Origin of the sequence: Oceanobacillus salinisoli, assembly GCF_009733865.1 — a bacterium.
Classification (GTDB): Bacteria; Bacillota; Bacilli; order Bacillales; family Amphibacillaceae; genus Oceanobacillus; species Oceanobacillus salinisoli.
This window is the reverse complement of the sequence record NZ_WOFB01000041.1, coordinates 14071-33311: the sequence shown is the minus strand read 5'-3', so window position 1 is coordinate 33311 and position 19241 is coordinate 14071. Positions and strand designations below refer to the sequence as shown.

The window sequence follows — 19241 nt, the reverse complement described above, 5'->3', positions numbered from 1 at the left end:
AGTGTGTTTTGGGACTTACACACTTTATTTGACAACCCCATCTTGAAATCGAGCGACACCATCCTGAAATCGGGCGAGCATAGACATAAAACGTGCAACACCAACAGATGGAGCCCCTCATCAAACCAATTGCTCTTTCACATTAAATCCAAAGTAATCTACCAACCTGGCGCAAATTGGAAGCAAAAGCACCATCCCTCATGTTATACAATACATAGGTAATGTTTCATTCTTTCATTAACTTCAAAACAGATCTTTGTACTCCTCTGGGATCATTCGCAGCCTGTAAATAATAGAACTTCCCATCGATAATAAATTCTCCTTCCCCTTTGTAACATACATTTTTTCCCTGTCTTTTCAATTCCCTTTCAACTGCCGCAATGTGGTTTTTTCTATCAATATAGAAATCATCTAATTCTAATATAATATTCCCTTTTCTAAAACCAGCCAACCAATAAAAACCAAACATAATAAAAATTAATGCAATGGCAAATAGAAGTCCTTGCAGCATTGTTTCAGCCTCCTAGCTTTGGTGAGTACCTATTAGTAATACGGATAAACAGAAATAAAGTTTCCATTAAAAATATACGAGAGATCAGATCAGAGTTAACGTTCTGGTTTTATGTATGTTTATGAACTGAGTTATGATCGGGCTTTCCTGTGTGAAATTTGCACCAGCCCCGTTAGCTTAACGAGCAATCTAGCGTCTAAATCGCGCAACATGATCCGGAAAACGAGCGAGACCGTTATCAGCTCGCGCGAGACTATCCCGAAATCAAGCGAGCGTAACATCAGATTGCGCGACAGCATTCCGAAAACGAACGAGCCCAGCACCAACCTGCGCGATACCATTACAAAACCGCACAACCCCACTGCCAATATAAACGGCACCACCTTGGGAATTCGCAATTTTTCTAATCCGTCAAGTATCTACTCTACCTATTTGAAGTAAAATAAACCGTCCCCATGCTTCCCCGTCGCCCTTCGACATAAATTTACATTATCTTCACGTTGGTTTTATATGAGGTTAATAAAAGGGGTATATAATAGAAACCAAGAAAAACAACAAGAAACCAATAAAACTAACATGAAGGTGGGAATACATAATGGAAATTTTGCAGAAGAAAAAATTAACTTCTATTGTTTTAGGTGTAAGTATACTTGGGCTGTCTGCCTGTGGGACGGGGGAAACAGCAAGTCAACCAGCAATTGAGGATCCTAATGCTTTGTCCTTGGAAGAAATTGAGGATAAGGCAATGGAAGAAGGAGAGGTAAATAGTGTTGGAATGCCTGATACATGGGCGAATTGGGAGGAAACCTGGCAGGAAATTACAGATAAGTATGGGATAGAGCATACCGATACAGATATGTCCAGTGCAGAGGAAATTGCGAAAATGGAATCGGAAGGAGAAAATGCAACAGCTGATATTGGTGATGTTGGGATTTCTTTTGGTCCGATTGCAGAAGAGAAGGATATTACATTACCATACAAAACATCATATTGGGACGAGATTCCAGACTGGGCAAAAGATGATGATGGGGACTGGATTGTAGGCTATCAGGGTACGATTGCTTTTGTTGCCGATAAAGAACAGGTGGAAAATCCGCCAACATCATGGCAGGACTTGCTTGAAGGTGATTATCAAGTATCAATTGGGGATGTTCAAGCAGCGACACAAAGTCAAATGGCCGTATTGGCAGCTGCCATTGCATTTGGTGGGGATGAAACAAACCTCCAGCCAGGACTTGACTTCTTTAGTGAATTAGCAAAACAAGGAAGGCTGAGTACGGCAAATAATCTGAATGTTGCCGGTATGGAAAAAGGTGAAATGGAAGTTGGGATTATGTGGGATTTTAATGCTTTAGGCTATGCCGATGAGGTAAATCGTGACCGATTTGAAGTAACCATTCCGGAAGAAGGCTCTGTAGTAAGTGGATATGCAACGATTATTAATAAATACGCGAAGCAGCCTCATGCAGCAATGCTTGCAAGAGAATACATTTTAAGTGATGAAGGGCAAATCAATCTTGCTAAAGGATATGCGCGTCCAATTCGTGAATCGGTTGAACTACCAGAAGAAGTAGCTGAAAAAATGGTTCCGGAAGAGCAATATGCAAATGCAGTACCGGTAAATGATAATGATGCATGGGAAGAAACAGCAAAAGAATTGCCAAGATTATGGCAAAGTGAGGTTCTCGTTCATGTCAAATAAGCTGATTGTTGTCGTGGTGGATGGTATGCGGAATGACATGGCCTCTGAAAATCTAGGCTTTATGGAGCATTTGGTGGAAGCAGGAAAAGCAACGCGGTACCAAATCAAATCTGAATTGCCAAGCTTGTCCCGCCCTTTATATGAAGTTCTATTAACAGGGACACCAAGCTCGGTTAATGGAATTTCATCCAATGGGTCTGTTCGGTTATCGAAGCAGGAAAGTCTCTTTCATTTAACGAAAAAACAGGGGTTAATCAATGCGACAGCCTCTTATTATTGGATAAGTGAATTATATCATCGCGCACCGTTTCATTACTTGGAGGACCGAGAGCAAAGGAATCCGGAAAATGTGATTCAGTATGGAAAGTTTTATTGGGAAGATCATTATCCGGACAGTCATTTGCTGATGGATGGCGAGATGCTCAGACGTCAGGTGAATCCGGACTTTCTCTATATCCATCCTATGAACGTGGATGATGTAGGCCATCAGTTTGGCAGTGATTCTAAAGAATATCGTGAAAAAATTCTGCGGATGGACAATTATTTATCGGAGCTTATCCCGATTTGGCAGGAAGCGGGATATCAAATTGTCGTTACGGCCGATCACGGGATGTCGGAATGGGGACTGCATGGTGGAACGACAGATGGGGAGCGGATCGTACCTTTCTATTTGTTAAGTGATAAAGTGCAAAAAGGCAGATTTCATGATGTCATTCCACAACTAGAATTCGCGCCATTCATGTGCCGATTAATGGATATACCAAAATCAGAAAGTATGCAGGAGCTGTCCGAGACGGTGACAGCGATACTGAAGAAGAAATAGATTCGTCTATTTATTCTCCGTAATTGGAAAGGGAGGTATTTTCATTGTTCCGTTCAAAAGTCTATTCATTACTTGGGTTGCTCCCACTGGCTTTATTAATCATCGGTTTTTTATTGGCTCCACTTGTTAATATGGTGTACCAAAGTTTCCAATCTAATGATGGTACATTTGGGCTGAGCCAATTTATAAGTATATTTACGGATCCCTTTTACATGCAGGCTATCAAAAATAGTTTAACTATATCGTTTCTTTCGTCTACGGTGGCTATCGTTATTGCGGCTATTGGCGGCTATTCCATTTCCAGGCTTGCTGGCAGGCAAAATAAGGTGATGGTAATGATTACGAATATGACCTCTTATTTTGAAGGGATTCCGTTAGCATTTTCATTTATCGTTCTGTTAGGGAATAATGGATTGTTTACATTATTATTTTCACAGCTTGGACTGGATATTTTTCATCAATTTAACTTGTATTCCTGGGTGGGGTTGATTGTTGTGTACATATATTTCCAGATTCCCTTTGCCATTATGCTGCTTTTGCCAACGTATCAAGGACTGAAAATGGAATGGCGATATGCATCTAATCTGCTTGGTGGAACTTCCTTTTCCTATTGGATTCGCATCGGTATCCCGATTTTGCTGCCGGGGATGATTGGAACATATACAATCCTTTTCGCTAATTCATTAGGTGCTTACGCGACGGCTTATGCTTTGGTTGGTTCGACGTATAATTTACTGCCATTGCAAATTGGTTCACTGATCGCAGGAGATGTATTTTTACAGCCGAATTTAGCTAGTGCACTTGGTGTGATATTAGCTCTGATTATGATTGCTGCCTTGTGGGTTAATGGGAAAATCATGCGGAAGGTCAGGAGGGATCTGAAGTGATTGGAAATAAAAAACATTTCTTCATTGTTATCATTTTAGCTATCTATCTATTACTTCCATTAATAGGGACATTATTGTATTCGTTAGCCGGTAAATGGAGTAATACGGTCCTTCCGGAATCATGGACATTATCCTGGTATACGATGCTTTTTCAGGATCAGCGCTTTTTAGAAGCATTGTCCCGCTCTATATTTGTCATTACTTCTTCCGTCGTACTAAGTTTAGTAGTGATGCTTCTTGCAATCTTTGTCATGCTTATTTATTTTCCGAGCATGGAAAAATATCTGAAACTTGTTTCAATGATTCCTTATGGTGTCCCGGCTGTCGCTTCTGCCATTGGATTACTTAATATTTATTCGTCAAGCAGTATCAACATCATTGGAACTCCGTGGATCTTAATCGGTTCTTATGCGATTATCATCCTGCCATTTGTATATCAGGGAATTCGCAACAGTCTTTATACGGTTAATGCGGTAGAATTAATCCAGGCGGCTGAATTGTTAGGTGCGACAAAGGTGAAGGCTGTGATTACGGTTGTACTTCCTAATATCATGAAAGGAATCCTTTCCGCAGTGCTTCTTGCCATTGCGATGTTATTTGGGGAATTTGCTTTAGCCAATCTATTAGTAGGTGGCCGGTATGAAACATTGCAGCTTTATTTATATCAGCAATTCAGTAAAAATGGCCATTTAACCAGTGCAATTGTTATTTCCTATTATGTCATTATTATGGCTGTAACCGGGCTATTGCTGCAATTTCAGCAACCTGGGAAAAAGAAAGTGACGTTCGCGGCATTACGTAAACCGGTGATAAGGAAAAATCAGATTCAAAAAAACAGTGTGGAAGGTGACATCTCATGAGTTATGTAAACGTAGCATCGGTAAACAAAAAATATGGAGATAAGACCGTTTTAAACAATATTTCCTTTACGATTGAGAAAGGCGAATTTGTCACGCTGTTAGGGCAGAGTGGTTGTGGAAAAAGTACGCTTTTACGTGCGCTCGCCGGTATTGTAGATATTGATGAAGGTTCGATTTTTGTAAATGAAAAGGAGATTACGAATCTGCCTTCCAGAAAAAGGGAAATTGGGATGGTTTTTCAGTCGTATGCGCTATTTCCGAATATGACCGTGTTTCAGAATATTGCTTATGGATTAAAGATGAAAAAGCTGCGCAGCAACGAACGGGAAGTGAAGGAAATGCTGGAACTCATGGGGTTGGACGGGCTGGAATACCGCTACCCGCACGAACTTTCCGGTGGGCAGCAGCAGCGGGTTGCACTGGCAAGGGCATTAATTTTAAAGCCGAAAATTCTTTTACTGGATGAACCTTTAAGTGCACTAGATGCGAAAATTCGTAAATCTCTTCAAGAGGAAATTAAACGAATACAAAGAGAATTAAATATCACAACCATTTTCGTGACACATGACCAAAAGGAAGCGATGATGTTAAGTGATACCATTTATGTGATGAATCAAGGTGTGATTGAACAGGCAGGAACACCAGAAACAATATACACGAAGCCGAAGAACAAATTTGTGGCTGGTTTTATCGGTTCTTATAATATACTGACCAACCTGGAAATGAGACAATGTGTGGAGGAAGAATTTGCCATGGATGCACCAGACATCGCAGTACGTCCAGAAGGAATCAGGATGTACGGGAAGGATTCCGTAACTGCGGATCATTCCGCGAAACATTATACAGCAAGCGGTACGATTCGTATGAAGACGATCAGCGGCAGTTTAGTTAGCTATCAAGTAGAGCTAAAGTCCAAGCGGATACAGGTTGACCAGTTGTTTCAAGGGGAGAACCGTTTGGACGAGGGAGATATGGTTGATTTAGTTATACCAAAAGATGCTTGTATTGCACTGCAATGAAAGGGGTAAAAGATATGGAGTCATTCCCTGAGGAAAGAAAAAGATATATCATCGACCGACTAAAGTATACACAAAAAATAACCGTTTCAGAGGTGTCCGAACAATTTAACGTATCCATGGAAACCGTGCGCCGTGACCTCGATGTGTTAGAAGCGGAGGGGCTTGTCAAGCGCGTTTATGGTGGTGCAGTCAGCGGAACATATCATCATGGAGAACCACCATTATTAAAAAGGAAAAAAATCATGGAAGATCAGAAAAAGCGTATTGGAGAAAAAGCTGCTACGCTCATTCAAGATGGCTCCACCATCGTTATTGACGTGGGTACTACTGTTCTTGGGTTAGCGAAGGAAATCAAGTATAAAAAGGATATTACGATTTTTACGAATTCACTGCCAGTCGCCGATTTACTTCTTACCAGCATGGATCAGGGTTATTTTTCCGGTGATGTCATTTTGCTTGGAGGTCAATTAAATCCTAAGCAGCACTCCATCTCGGGTAAATTATCGGAAATGGTTTTGGAACAGTTTAATATTGACCAGGCATTTATTTCGGTTGGTGGGATCTCGTTACAAAATGGGTTGAGTGATTACGATTTTAATGAATCCATGATTTCCAAAAAGATGATTAGCGTTTCAAAAGAAATCATCGTGCTGGCTGATTCCTCTAAACTCGGGGTAGATGCTTTTTGTAAGTTTGGTTCGTTGGAGGATATGAATGCAATTGTATGTGACAGCCCACAACCAGATTCATGGCAGGGCAATCATTTAGTAAAAAACATCGATTGGATTTTAGCAGAGTAAAGGAAGTGTATGATGAAAATTGATTACCATGTTCATTTAGAAGAAGGGCCTTATTCTCCAAACTGGATTGCACGTACTGCAAAGGCCTTAGAATATTTTCAAAAGGAGAAAGATCATTCTCTTTCCTCGGCAAAGCAATTATTAAAACAGTTAAACAGCCGAGTGGAGGATGGATGTTATTCGGATGGCTGGCTGGACCTATATTTGCAAAGGGCTAAACAGCTTGGTTTAAAAGAAGTCGGGATTGTCGATCACTTATATCGATTTCAGGATACAATGGATTATTATAAAAAGCATATACACCTGGAGGGAGATAAGTTTGGAGACATGCAGCAAAAATGGCTGAATCAAGTCGCAGTCATCCCGTCCATCGAGCAATTTATTGAAAGTATTCAATCCCAAAAAGAAAAGTGGGAAAAGCATGGAGTGACATTAAAACTAGGAATCGAAGCAGACTTTTTCCCAAATGGTGAGGAAGAATTGGAAAGACTTATCGAAAATAAACCGTGGGATTACGTTATTGGCTCTGTGCATTTTGTAGACGGTTGGGGGTTTGATAATCCAGAGGCTGCCTATTTATTTGAAGAGGGAAACCTACTGGATTTATATAAAACCCATACTAGTTATGTTTGCCAAGCCATTGAATCCGGGTTATTTGATATCCTAGCACACCTCGATAATTTGAAAGTGTTCTCCTATCGACCGGATGAGGGGGTGCTTAAGGATAGTTATGAAATGGTTGCTTCGATGTTAAAAAAACACGATACGGCTTCTGAAGTCAATACCGGATTATCCTATCGTTATCCAATCAAGGAAGCCTGCCCAAGTTCCACTTATTTGCAAACACTGGCAAACTATGAAATACCAATGACATTATCATCCGATTCGCATTATCCCGATGATTTAGGAACAAACTTGGATCAAGCAGCAAACATGTTGAAAAAGTACAGCTATGAAAATATAGTTGGCTTCACTAAACGAAAACGATATACGATCCCGATGGAGTAAGGGGAATGGGGGGAGTGCTGCGCGACTTTGGTATGGTGGTGCACGGTTTGGTACTGGGTTCGCGCGAATTCGGTTGGATGGCGCGCGTTTAATTCTGGGCTCGCGCGATATCTGAATGGTGCCGCGCGATTTAGCTCCAGGTTCGCGCGTATTAATCCCGGTTTCACGCGATTTCAACATCCTTTAGAACACACAAACTGAATCATGATTTTGATTACTTCATAGTTCCTGTTAATTCCCGGTATCAATCCCCCTTAGTAACGGGAGCACGAGAGCCGCCCCATCCCTTTGTGGGGTGACCGACTCCCATTTGACAAATTTCGGGAAGTGACAGGTACCTATTACATTTTGCTTAGTTGTTTGGAGCGGGCGGCTGCACTTTTGATGGCTTCTTCAATGGCTCTTCCACCACCGAATCGGTCGAACGCTTCTAGTCCGGCTGCAGTGGTGCCGTTTGGTGATGTGATATTTTCTCTGAGTTTAGAAGGTGATTCATCACGGTTTAACAACATCTTTGCAGCTCCATAGAGTGTTTGTGCTCCAATTTTTCGCACTAGAGCGCGGTCCAGTCCCGCTTGGTGTCCGACTTCTTCCATATGCTCCATTAAATTATAGAAGTAAGCAGGGCCACTTCCTGCGATTCCGGTATAAATATCCATCATTTCTTCATCAATAATATAAGCTTCTCCAATGCACTTCATCAACTCCTTAGCAAGAAGCACTTGATCCATCGCTACATATTTTCCTGGGGATATAGCAGTCGCTGATTCCTGAACCATACTGGACGTGTTTGGCATGGCCCGAATTACCTGCTGTCGCTCGTTTAAATTATTTTCTATATAAGATGTAGTGGTGCCTGCAAGTAAAGAAATCAGTAATTGATTGGCTGTGATTTTACCTTGTAATTCTTCCAGTACAACATCTATGTCCTTAGGTTTCATTGCAAGGATAAATAGGTCGACTGCTTTGTAATCAAGTTTGTCTTTCGTTACTGATTTAATATGGTACTTTTCTTCTAATTCGTTCAACCGTTCCCGATTGCGCCGGTTTGAAACAATAATATTTTCCGGTTTTACTTTTCCGGATTGAATAAATCCTGAAATAATTGCTTCAGCCATATTTCCTGCACCTAAAAATGCAATTTTCTTATTCATTAATTTAATACGCTCCTATGGTAGTTATGATAATAATCCAATAATTAATCATAACATGTAGATATGAGAGTTCAAGGGGATTTTTGTAAAAGAGGTGCATAAAGGCCGTAGTCAAAGTGACGGGGCAAGGAGAGGGATAATACATAGATTCTATATTGATATATGAATATTGGGATGAGGAGGAGCTGATGGATTGAAGACAGGTGGAAAAGATTAGTTCTTAATATTGTTTGGATAACTAAAAAACTGGTGGAGGGTAAAGAGGGTTGAAGGGATTTTGGATCCTTTAACTTAACTTGCTTGGGATTTGATTCTAGGTGCCCGAATGTAGTTGTGAATGACTTGAAAGGGTACGTAGGGAGGTTCTAGGTGCCCGAGTGAGCTTGTGAAATACTTGAAATGTAACGTAGAGAGGCTCTAGGTGCCTGAATGGGCTTGTGAATCACTTGAAAGGTCACGTAGAAAGGTTCTACGTGACCGGACGAGCGCGGAATCAGTTAAAGGGTCCCGTAGAAATGGCTTTACGTCCCGAACGAATTAGTACAATCAAGTTACTGTTGCTTTTTCTTCTGTATGATAAGATATTTGTAAAATGTGGAACTATTTAGAACTTGTTCCACGGCAAAAACAAGGAGGCTATTTTGAAAAAGAGAATTCGTTTGTTCATTATATCTATGATTCTAGTAGCTGCTGTTGCCATTGTATTTTTTCGCTTTGGTGGAGAGTTACTAGTAGCTGAGGATAATATAGAAGATGTGGATCATGCTGTTATTGTGCTGTTGATGGGAAGTGTGGCTGACCGGGCGCTTGGAGCTGCTGACCTCTATGGACAAGGTAAGGCCGACAGTATACTTATGGTGCGCTCCCATATTACAGGTGGAGAAGAATTGCAGCGTAGAGGAATAACGATTATTGGTGATACAGAAAATAGCAAAAATGTGTTAGTCGAATCAGGGGTCGTAGAAGATGATATTAGGATTCTCCCCGGCGATGCTCAAAGCACGAAAGATGAAGCTTTAGCCATTGCAGATTATTTAGAAGACCGACTGGATATGGATACTATCATCCTTGTGACTTCAAAGTTTCATTCACAGCGGGCTAAAGTCATTTTTAATAAAGCGTTAGAGGATTTGGATGTAGAAATTTATTCTGCGCCTACTCCCTATGATCCTTTTCAGGCAAGCGGTTGGTATAACAATAGGGAGGATATACAGCGTGTTGCAACGGAATACTTGAAATTTATGCACTACTTATTTCTGGAACAATTTCAGATGGAGAGGGAGTCATGAAGCGGTGGTGCCTGTCACTTCCCGGATTTTGTCGAAGTTTGTCGGATAGATAGAACCTTGTTTTGATGTGAGTTGTGAGGAAAGAAATGGGTGAAGATGAAGGAGTAAGATCCCTACCGTACTTGAACAGAGCGTGCTGAAAAGAGGGTGTTAAGGGCTGTTCAGATATAGCCTGTTAATTTAGTAAGACCATTCTTCCTGGACCATTATTGCTATGGGAGGGCTTCGTCGAGCTGCTAATAAAATACCCGTGTTCTATCTTTTTCAGCTAACCACTTCAGTTGTATATTGATACATAATACGAAAATATAAATACGAGCGAGCACCACCGAAGAACGAGCGGCGCGAAGCAAGAATCGAGCGAGCACCATCGAAAAACGATCCTCCATCCTCTCCAACCAAAAAAAGCAAGAGCACTCCAACATGCTCTTGCTTCCTCAAATCTTATTACACTTCAAATCTCCGCACCAATTCATTCAACCGTTCAGCCAATTTAGCCAATTCCTCGGAGCTTCCTGCAACTTCTTCCATCGATCCGCTTGACTGCTGGGCGGTGGCAGATGTTTGTTCAATGCCGGCTGCTGATTCTTCAGCAGTTGCTGAGATTTCCTGGATGGTGCTGTTCATTTCCTCGCTTTCTGCTGTAATGGTGGACAAGGTATCAGTAATTACATGAATGTTTTCTGTCATCTTAGAAATCGCAGCATGGATGTCTTCAAAGGTATTTGCCGTTGTACGGATCTGGTCCGTTCCAATTTCTACTTCTTCATATCCTTCGCGCAGTGAGTTTGAGACACCTTGGGACTCGGATTGAATCGTATCAACAACTTGGGTGATTTCCCCGACAGATGTGGAGACTTGTTCTGCAAGCTTTCTTACCTCATCGGCAACAACCGCAAATCCCTTGCCATGCTCTCCTGCCCGCGCTGCTTCAATTGCTGCATTAAGTGCCAGTAAATTCGTTTGGTCTGCAACATTATCAATTATGGATACGAGATTGGAAATTTGTTTGGATTGTGTAGCCAGGTTGTTCATTTTCGTTACGGATTCCCGGATCATATCATCAATTTTCTGCATTTGATTACTGGAAGACGCCATCATTTTTTGTCCCTGACTGACCATATTAGTTACTTCCAGGGAGGATTGTTTCATCTGTTCTCCTTTTTCATTGGCATCCTGAACTTTTCCTGAAAAATTCCCCATGGAGGTGGCCAGTTCTCCAGCGGCATTTGCTTGTGATTCCGTTCCACTGGAAATTTCCTCCATGGTGCGGGCGATTTGCTCAGACCCGGAGGATACTTCACCAGCTGCTTGTGTCAGCTCTTCACTATGTGCTGCGACATCATTGGAAGCTGCTGTAACACTGGACATCGTATTCACCAGGTTGCTTTGCATCGTTTTCATGCATTCCATTAATTTACCGATTTCATCGTGTCGCTTTACATCTTTTATATCTGTTTTCAAGTTCCCTTTGGAAAATTCAAGCATGTAACCTGCCGCTTGTTTGATCGGCTTGGAAATCGAACGGCTAAAGATAATGGCAAGAATCGCCGTAATGACAACCGTTACCGCCAGAATAATGAGGGAAATGGAAACGATTTGTTCTTTTGTATCCGTGATAACGGAAATGTCCTGGCTAATGCCAATCATTCCAATAATTTCTGTATTTGTCGGATCAAACATTGGTATGTAGGATGACAATATTCCGCCGTTCTGTCTGGATACACTTTCTCCATTTTGTATAGTGTCTAGCCAGGAGTGATTTCCGATTGTATTTCCAACATGTGACTCGTCAGAAGAGACAACAATTTCCCCTTCATTATTATATAAATCAATGGTTACACCTTGGAGCATGTTTTGCAGTTCATCGAGAAAAGAATCATCGACACCGGTTTGCAGTGTTCCAATGACCTCATTTTGATCGATAATTGGGGCAAAAGCACGAACCGACAGCCCGCTGCTGCCAAATTCAAATCCGGATGCAAGGTCTCCATTTAATGCTTTCTGAATGGCTGGTAAATCACTTTTGTCATCTCCAAATTTTTCCGGGTTATGCCCACGGAGTAGTACCGCCCCTGTCGTATCTCCAAGTTCAAATACATTCAGCTGATGCTCCTGCTCCAGTTGGGAATAGATAGTTTGGATGGAATCCTCCATTTCATCCCTGTTATCTGTCTGATAAGTTGCAATGATTTCAGGATTGCTGGCATACATTTCCGTTAGCTCCTGAAGATCTGCTGCGACTTTATCAAACTGTGTTTGTACCGTATGCTCGATTTCGGATTGCTGGTTTGTCACCAGCTTCTCAAATCCACGATCCGTTGTCATGTAAATAACCGCCACCGTAACGGTTAAAGATAAAATCGTAATTGCCAAAATAATGGTTAAAAGTTTTTGGTTGATGCTGTTTTGTCTGAATAATTTCTTCATTTTAAACCCCTTTTCTTAATTCTGGTTGCAAGTACATATCCTTTTATATCGGCAGTGTTATGGGAAAATTTAGTATGGATTTAGTGGGTATGGATGCTAAAGAATCAATTAATAATTATAACTCATGAATCAAGTTTACCTGATCTTTAGCTTTTGCGCAGAGATGAAATGGTTTGTAGAGAGGAAAAAAGATTATAGTTCTATTTTATATTCTTTGGACAATTTTAAAGTCCGTTATGATAAGAAAATAGAGAAAGATTAATTAGAGGGGAGATATGGAGCAGTTCCTGTTTTTAAAAATTTCGATTCATATGTAGGTAATGACAATGAAGGAAATTAATTTTCGTGTGCCAAAGTCTTTCGGTGTTAGGTCGAATATAAACGTTGAAATGTTACCTAAAAGGGAATTTTTTTCATTTGAAGGTAGTAAGGCGGAAGAAGATTATTTTAATGGTATTTTTAACTATAAGAAAAGAATTAGATATTTACCCCCTTATAGATATTGTTGTTGTTGGCAGAGATGAACAAAATAACTGATAGTCATCCGCTGCATTTATTAAATGAGTTTCTAAGAATAATGGAAAATACAGAAAAAAGTGATCACCCTTTGGTAAATTACGATGAAGATATAGATGAACTTTGGTTGGTTCTTGATAGAGATCCTGGAAATTTTAGTGCTGAGCAATTTGATAAAGTTTATCAAAAGTGTGAGGAAGAAGGAATTCATATAGGATTTACAAACGCCAAAATTGAGTTTTGGTTACTGCTTCATTTACCCGAAATAGAGGACTATGATAAAAAGGAATTATTAGAAAATAAGAATGTAAATAAAAATAAAAGATATATATAGAAGGAATTATCAAATAGACTTGGTGGATATAATAAAAGAAATATTAAGTTTACAAGGTTTAAAGATAGGATAGATTTAGCTGTAGAACAAGAAGCAATGTTTGAACAAAGACTTCCTGAAATGTTTGATTCATTAGGTTCTAATATCGGTTTATTAGTTACTCGAATGAAAGATAGTTGAAAGCGATGTAGAATAGAAATTATATAAACATGTCAAGTAAACAAGGTGGACTATCTGAAAATCCCATGGGAACCCTGTTACAGATCATTGTAATTAGCTAAAAGGTTTTGTTTCTGTTTACTTATAGAGACCGAATCGTACAGAAGCACGATTCGGTCTTTTGCTTTTTAAAGACCACAGAAACATTCTGGATAAAAAGAAGGGGGCGCTATGAAACCATTCGACAAAATCCGGGAAGTAACAGGCACCGATAAAAGGATCACACCTCTTTGTACTGCCTATTTTGTTCCTCCATTCCCACTTGCCGCAACACGAATACTATCGGTAAGTTGAATATCTTCCTCCAATGTCTGTCCATACACATTGTAAATTCTCAGACCTTCATCAAACCTTGCATTCAATTCGTATGATCTTGGAGGTAATTCCGGTAATTCACCTTCAAAGATGAAACGGTTTGTTCCCATTTGCTCCACTAGGTAAAATGGAACATTCGCTCCGCCTATTTCGGTGATAAGTTGTCTATTAGCCATTAAAAGAACGTAGTCATCAAAAACGACTTCCAATTGTACTGTGTCCCCGGGACGATAAACATCTGGTGTTTTAGAAATAACGTTAAAGGATTCTATTTCAGGTAAAGGGGGTTCCTTATATTTATCCCATTTTAGGTAATCTACATTAAACTTAATGAAATCCATAACGGTATTGGCTGTTCCCTCATAGAATAAGCCAATATCTCCGTTGGATAGGTTAGTTAAACTGGAATAGCCATATGCTCCTTCTTTCACGAGCTGCTCATATTTCCAGTCAAATGTATATTTGGTACGTCCATTATCATGAGTACCGTCCTCTTCAATCAAACCGATTCTTATAGTACCATTGACACGGCTTACATGGTCGTTGGCGCTGGAGAAGATGACTGCTTCCTTATCGTCAATTTGTCCATTGTAACGGATAGCCGACATTTGGCTGTAAGGAGCAACTAACGCTTCTTCGGTTACTACTTCAGAATCCCACGTTTCACCACCATCAAAACTTGTTGCAATTTGGGCATATCCTGAGTGGTTTCTCATAAACATCTTTAATTGTCCATCAGGCATTTCTACCACTTGTGCCTCTGTCACTTCATATTGGCTGTCGTTAAAGTCTTTCTCATGAATGACTTGCCCATTTTCTACAATTCTTCCTTCATTTGGCGATTCTCCGCGATGCCAAGTTTGACCATTATCATCACTGTAGATTACGGCACTCGCTTGCTTGTAATTATCGTTTAGGAAATATACTGGGAATACAAGTCTTCCTTCATGTTTACCTTGAGTTAGCTGAATTCCATTTCCTGGTCCTGTTCCAAGGAATGCCATCCACTCTTCTTTTACTTCGTCATTTAGATCAATCGTTCCTGACCATGTTTCTCCCTCATCGTCACTGACATATAACTCTAAATAGGATGTTTTAAAAGGTTTTAAAGGAGAAGTTTCACTAAATATATTATCTATCTTTTCTCCATTAAGATATAAATTTCTCTTGTCATCTACCGTGTATGATGTTGCATCTCCTGCATCATCATATACTGTTCCTTCTTCCCTAATCGTATATTCCTTTTCATCTCCATCTGTTAGGAACATATATTTTTCTCCATCTATCGTTTTAAAACCAGTGCCTTTTAATGAATTAACACCAAATCCACCCATCAACCCGGCGCCATGCGGGAAACCATCGACTAACGCAAGAATTCTTTCATTTAATTGATCCTGTAATAAGGCGAGGTCAATATTGGATGCTTGATCTGGGTAGTCATTGATAACAATACCGTCCTCTTCCCAGGTCGTACCGTCGTCAAAACTTCTGCGAATGACGGCATCAATATTGTTTGGCGAGTCTGCGCCACTTTCTACACGGCGGTCTATCCCTGCGATGAGTGTGCCTTTTTCTGTGTAAAGCAATGCAGGAATACGATAGTTATTGGAATCCATGAATCCTGGGTAGAAGACATTAAATGGCTCTGTGACAAATGCTTCTTCCGGCATTGGATGGATTAGAGGCTCCTGTGCAGTTGCCCCTGTAATCGCTGCCAATATTTCGTTTGAAAGTGGCTCGCTGTAAATCTCTGCAAAGTCAATATCGCCACTAAATTCATATGGATTTCCGCCGCTAGCTCTTTCTGTACGTCCTAATTGTGCACTATCTGGACTGTAAATATTGCTTAGAAATTTTTTGGGGGAATCCGCATCCTCTTTAATTAGTTCCCCATCCAAGAAGTATTTGTATCCTTCGTCTTTACTTGCGACCATTGCAAGTGTGTATACATTCCCTTTTTCCAAGTTTGCAGACGCTGATACATGAATATTTTCTTTAGACTCTCCAGGTTTGGAATAGCGGTTTTCACTTCCTACAGCGGAAGGGGAGATATACAAATGAAAATGACCATCAAACAGTTGACTGTTACTTAAAGAAAACAGAGACATTATCGAGGAACCGGTATAGCGAAACCGGACAATAATGGTTCCCTCATCTAATTGTTGTAGATGGTCAATTTCATCGTTTAAATCCGTAAAATACCCATTGCCAATCGTTTCATTTTCTACACGAATGATTGGTTCAGGATGTTCTGAAGAGGCTTCAGCATGTCCTTTACTTTCAATAGGTATCGTTCCAAGAGTAATGACGATTGCAAATAACACGAGTACTATTCTTTTCATCTAAAATCCTCCTTTATTCAAATTAAAAGTTTATATAATCTCGTTCAAATCTCCTGTAAAACCCCTCCTTTTTGTAATTTATTTAAAATTCATAAATCATTGAAAACAATAACATAATCATAATCTGTTGTCAAATGTTTATTTGGAATGAAAATTAGTTATCATTTATGAAATAATGTTATCATTTTTAAATAATATATTGACAGTAAACAATCAAAATGATATAGTTTGGTTGTTGAAAGCGTTTTATATTTTGGATGTTGTAAATGAGGGGATAAGGAGATTTTATATGACGACAATAGATAAGATTTACAGGAAATTAATTGTTTCCTGTCAGGCTTTGGAGGATGAGCCGTTACATGACGATTATATTATGGGGAAAATGGCCCTGGCAGCAAAGCAAGGTGGGGCAGCTGGAATTCGTGCAAATACCGTAAGAGATATCCAAGCGATTAAGAGGGAAGTAGATCTACCTATTATCGGAATCATTAAAAAGGATTTTTCGGATAGTGATGTTTTTATCACACCTACTAAATCTGAGGTGGATGAACTCTATAGGGAAGGTGTTGACATCATTGCAATGGATGCTACCAAACAAATCAGACCAAATGGAGAAAGTTTTGATGTTTTTTTTAGTAGAATTAAACAATCATATCCGGATCAGCTATTTATGGGAGATGTATCCACAGTAGAAGAGGCAGTATATGCTGAACAGGCTGGAATGGACATTGTAGCTCCCACTTTAGCAGGGTATACACCTTACTCTATAGAATCTGTCCCGTTACTTGTTTTGGAAGAAATACTGGATAAAGTCTCTATTCCGGTTATTGCAGAAGGGAATTTTGATACTCCTGAGAAAGCGAAAAGAGCACTTCAGTTAGGGGCACACGCTGTTGTCGTCGGCAGTGCTATTACACGCCCACAAGTCATTACTAGGAAGTTTGCCATGGCTGTAAATGAAGCAACGGAAGAAATAATAAAGTAAGAGGAGATGGTATGAATGAAAGGTTTATTTTCAGCATTGATGTGTTCATTTGATGAGCAGGGAAACATCGATGAAAAAGGGCTTAGAGAAATTGTCAGATATAATATCGATGTTTCTAAAATCGATGGGTTGTATGTAAATGGAAGTACAGGGGAAAATTTTCTAATTTCTACGGAGCAAAAAAAGCGGATTTTTGAAATTGTGAAGGATGAAGCGGGGGATTCTGTCAAACTGATAGCACAGGTCGGTTCCCTTAATGTTGATGAGGCGGTGAATCTAGCAAAATTTGCTACGGACTTAAACTATGATGCTATTTCTGCGGTGACCCCATTCTACTATAAGTTTGACTTTGAAGAGATAAAAGATTATTATTTTACGATTTTAGATAGTGTAGATAATGATTTCATTATTTATTCGATTCCAGCATTAACAGGAGTCAATATGAATCTGGAGCAGTTTGGAGAACTATTTGAAAATGAAAAAGTAATTGGGGTGAAATTTACAGCTCCAGACTTTTTCTTATTGGAACGACTTCGCCATGCATACCCTGAGAAATTTATTTATTCCGGTTTTGATGAAATGCTGCTTTCTGCGAGTGTGCTGAATGTGGATGGAGCGATTGGAAGTACATTTAATGTTAATGGACAAAGAGCTAAGCAAATTTTTGAATTGGCTCAAAAAGGAAAGATAGATGAAGCTAGAGAATTACAAAAAGTCAGTAATGATTTAATCTCCGCAATTTTAGATAATGGTCTGTATCAAACCATTAAGGAAATTTTGAAATATAAAGGAATTTCTGCGGGTTTTTGCAGAAAACCAATGAAAGCCCTATCAGAAGAAGGAGTATTAAAGGCAAGGGAGATTGCGGATACCTACTTGTAAGTTCTGTCAATGATAATTATTAATCATTTTTTAAAATATATTGACAACTTATAATCGCAGTGGTACAGTGTTTTCTAATAAGTTAGAAAAAAATAAAAATTTAAAAAGAGGGGTTAGGTTATGAGAAAACAAATCTTTATGTTAAGCGCATTGATTCTGTTAGTACTTGGGTTAGCAGCTTGTTCTGGTGAAGAGTCTGTTTCATCATCCGGTTCTGAAGGAGAAAGTTTTGAGTTGAAATTTGGCATGGTAGCCGGAACAGCACAGAATGAGTATCAGGCAGCGGAACTTCTTGCTGATTATGTGGAAGAGGAAAGTGATGGGCGTCTTACTATCAAGTTATACCCAGATTCACAGCTTGGTGATGACAGAGCGATGCTGGAGCAAGTGAGAGAAAGTACGCTGGATATTACCCTAGCAGAAACCGGCCGCTTTGGAATTTGGGTTCCGCGTGCATCCTTGTTAGGTCTTCCGTATATTGTAGATGACTTTGATCACTTGCATCGTGCCATCTACGAGACGGAATATGGACAAGATTTACACGAAGAACTTTTAAATGAGCATAATTGGAAAGTTGCTGCAACGGCTTATAATGGTACCCGTCAAACCACTTCCAATCGTCCAATAGAAGAGCTAAGTGATATGAAGGGCTTAAAATTACGTGTTCCGGAAGCGGATACATTACTGGATTATGCTGAATATACTGGAGCATCTGCAACACCAATGGCATTTACAGAAGTTTATTTAGCACTACAAACCAATGCGGTGGACGGGCAGGAAAATCCACTGTCCACCATTGATGCTCAGAAATTTTATGAAGTACAGGAATATCTTGCTTTAACGAATCATGTAGTAAATGATGCAAACTACGTAGTGAGCAAAGATACTTGGGAATCCCTTCCAGAAGATTTACAAACAATCTTACATGATGGACTTGATCAGGCTGCAGTACACCATACTGAGCTTTTCGAACAAGAAGAGGCTGAATTAGTTGCGAAATTTGAAGAAGAAGGCGTGAAGGTTACGGAACCTAACCTTGATGAGTTTAGAGAAGCAGTATCCGAAGCATATCCTAAATATTTAGAAGATATTGAAGGGGATGGTGAGGTTTACTTACAAGAAATAGAAGATGCACGTTAAATTTATCGATATTAGGTGAATAAAC

The 19241-nt window shown here is 39.8% G+C and carries 16 protein-coding genes; 12 read left to right on the top strand and 4 right to left on the bottom strand.

What is annotated here, in order from left to right; translation table 11 throughout:
• Positions 1-226: 226 nt before the first annotated feature.
• Positions 227-511: a hypothetical protein gene (locus GMJ66_RS19385; protein WP_156291966.1), complete on the bottom strand. Its 285-nt coding sequence runs from the start codon at positions 509-511 to the stop codon at positions 227-229.
• Between the two features lie 595 nt (positions 512-1106).
• Between GMJ66_RS19385 and GMJ66_RS19380 the strand changes: the two genes are divergently transcribed.
• The 7 genes from GMJ66_RS19380 to GMJ66_RS19350 are packed head-to-tail and all read left to right on the top strand — an operon-like array spanning position 1107 to position 7610.
• On the top strand, positions 1107-2213 hold the full coding sequence (locus GMJ66_RS19380; protein ID WP_156291965.1) for an ABC transporter substrate-binding protein: 1107 nt from the start codon (positions 1107-1109) through the stop codon (positions 2211-2213).
• Positions 2203-3036 carry an alkaline phosphatase family protein gene (locus tag GMJ66_RS19375; protein WP_156291964.1) on the top strand — a complete coding sequence of 278 codons (834 nt, stop codon included), beginning with the start codon at positions 2203-2205 and terminating at the stop codon, positions 3034-3036. The genes GMJ66_RS19380 and GMJ66_RS19375 overlap by 11 nt, the downstream gene beginning before the upstream one ends.
• Positions 3037-3080: 44 nt before the next feature.
• A complete protein-coding gene (locus GMJ66_RS19370; protein WP_197046771.1) occupies positions 3081-3923 on the top strand; it encodes an ABC transporter permease in 843 nt (280 codons plus the stop codon).
• Complete coding sequence (locus GMJ66_RS19365; RefSeq protein WP_156291962.1) at positions 3920-4783, top strand: ABC transporter permease; 864 nt, start codon at positions 3920-3922, stop codon at positions 4781-4783. Before GMJ66_RS19370 ends, GMJ66_RS19365 begins: the two co-directional genes overlap by 4 nt.
• A complete protein-coding gene (locus GMJ66_RS19360) occupies positions 4780-5802 on the top strand; it encodes an ABC transporter ATP-binding protein (RefSeq protein ID WP_156291961.1) in 1023 nt (340 codons plus the stop codon). Before GMJ66_RS19365 ends, GMJ66_RS19360 begins: the two co-directional genes overlap by 4 nt.
• A gap of 14 nt (positions 5803-5816) precedes the next feature.
• Positions 5817-6602, top strand: a complete 786-nt coding sequence (locus GMJ66_RS19355) for a DeoR/GlpR family DNA-binding transcription regulator (protein WP_156291960.1) — start codon at positions 5817-5819, stop codon at positions 6600-6602.
• Positions 6603-6614: 12 nt separating this feature from the next.
• Positions 6615-7610: a histidinol phosphate phosphatase domain-containing protein gene (locus tag GMJ66_RS19350; protein WP_156291959.1), complete on the top strand. Its 996-nt coding sequence runs from the start codon at positions 6615-6617 to the stop codon at positions 7608-7610.
• 341 nt (positions 7611-7951) lie between these two features.
• On the opposite strand, the gene proC is transcribed toward GMJ66_RS19350, so the two are convergent.
• Positions 7952-8764 (bottom strand): pyrroline-5-carboxylate reductase, encoded by an 813-nt coding sequence (gene proC / locus GMJ66_RS19345; protein ID WP_156291958.1) that lies wholly within the window; start codon positions 8762-8764, stop codon positions 7952-7954.
• A gap of 641 nt (positions 8765-9405) precedes the next feature.
• Here proC and GMJ66_RS19340 point away from each other — a divergent pair.
• Positions 9406-10053 carry a YdcF family protein gene (locus GMJ66_RS19340; RefSeq protein ID WP_156291957.1) on the top strand — a complete coding sequence of 216 codons (648 nt, stop codon included), beginning with the start codon at positions 9406-9408 and terminating at the stop codon, positions 10051-10053.
• 447 nt (positions 10054-10500) lie between these two features.
• On the opposite strand, the gene GMJ66_RS19335 is transcribed toward GMJ66_RS19340, so the two are convergent.
• Positions 10501-12483, bottom strand: coding sequence for a methyl-accepting chemotaxis protein (locus GMJ66_RS19335; RefSeq protein WP_156291956.1), 1983 nt, complete (start codon positions 12481-12483; stop codon positions 10501-10503).
• Between the two features lie 520 nt (positions 12484-13003).
• Here GMJ66_RS19335 and GMJ66_RS19330 point away from each other — a divergent pair.
• Positions 13004-13333 carry an RloB domain-containing protein gene (locus tag GMJ66_RS19330; protein WP_269321895.1) on the top strand — a complete coding sequence of 110 codons (330 nt, stop codon included), beginning with the start codon at positions 13004-13006 and terminating at the stop codon, positions 13331-13333.
• Between the two features lie 458 nt (positions 13334-13791).
• Here the strand turns inward: GMJ66_RS19330 and GMJ66_RS19325 are convergent, their stop codons facing one another.
• Positions 13792-16209, bottom strand: coding sequence for a sialidase family protein (locus GMJ66_RS19325; protein WP_156291954.1), 2418 nt, complete (start codon positions 16207-16209; stop codon positions 13792-13794).
• 289 nt (positions 16210-16498) lie between these two features.
• Between GMJ66_RS19325 and GMJ66_RS19320 the strand changes: the two genes are divergently transcribed.
• From GMJ66_RS19320 to GMJ66_RS19310, 3 genes are all read left to right on the top strand, one after another.
• Complete coding sequence (locus GMJ66_RS19320; protein WP_156291953.1) at positions 16499-17194, top strand: N-acetylmannosamine-6-phosphate 2-epimerase; 696 nt, start codon at positions 16499-16501, stop codon at positions 17192-17194.
• Between the two features lie 15 nt (positions 17195-17209).
• Positions 17210-18076, top strand: coding sequence for an N-acetylneuraminate lyase (locus GMJ66_RS19315; protein WP_156291952.1), 867 nt, complete (start codon positions 17210-17212; stop codon positions 18074-18076).
• A 120-nt stretch (positions 18077-18196) separates the two neighbouring features.
• On the top strand, positions 18197-19216 hold the full coding sequence (locus GMJ66_RS19310) for a sialic acid TRAP transporter substrate-binding protein SiaP (RefSeq protein WP_156291951.1): 1020 nt from the start codon (positions 18197-18199) through the stop codon (positions 19214-19216).
• The last annotated feature ends 25 nt before the right edge of the window (positions 19217-19241 follow it).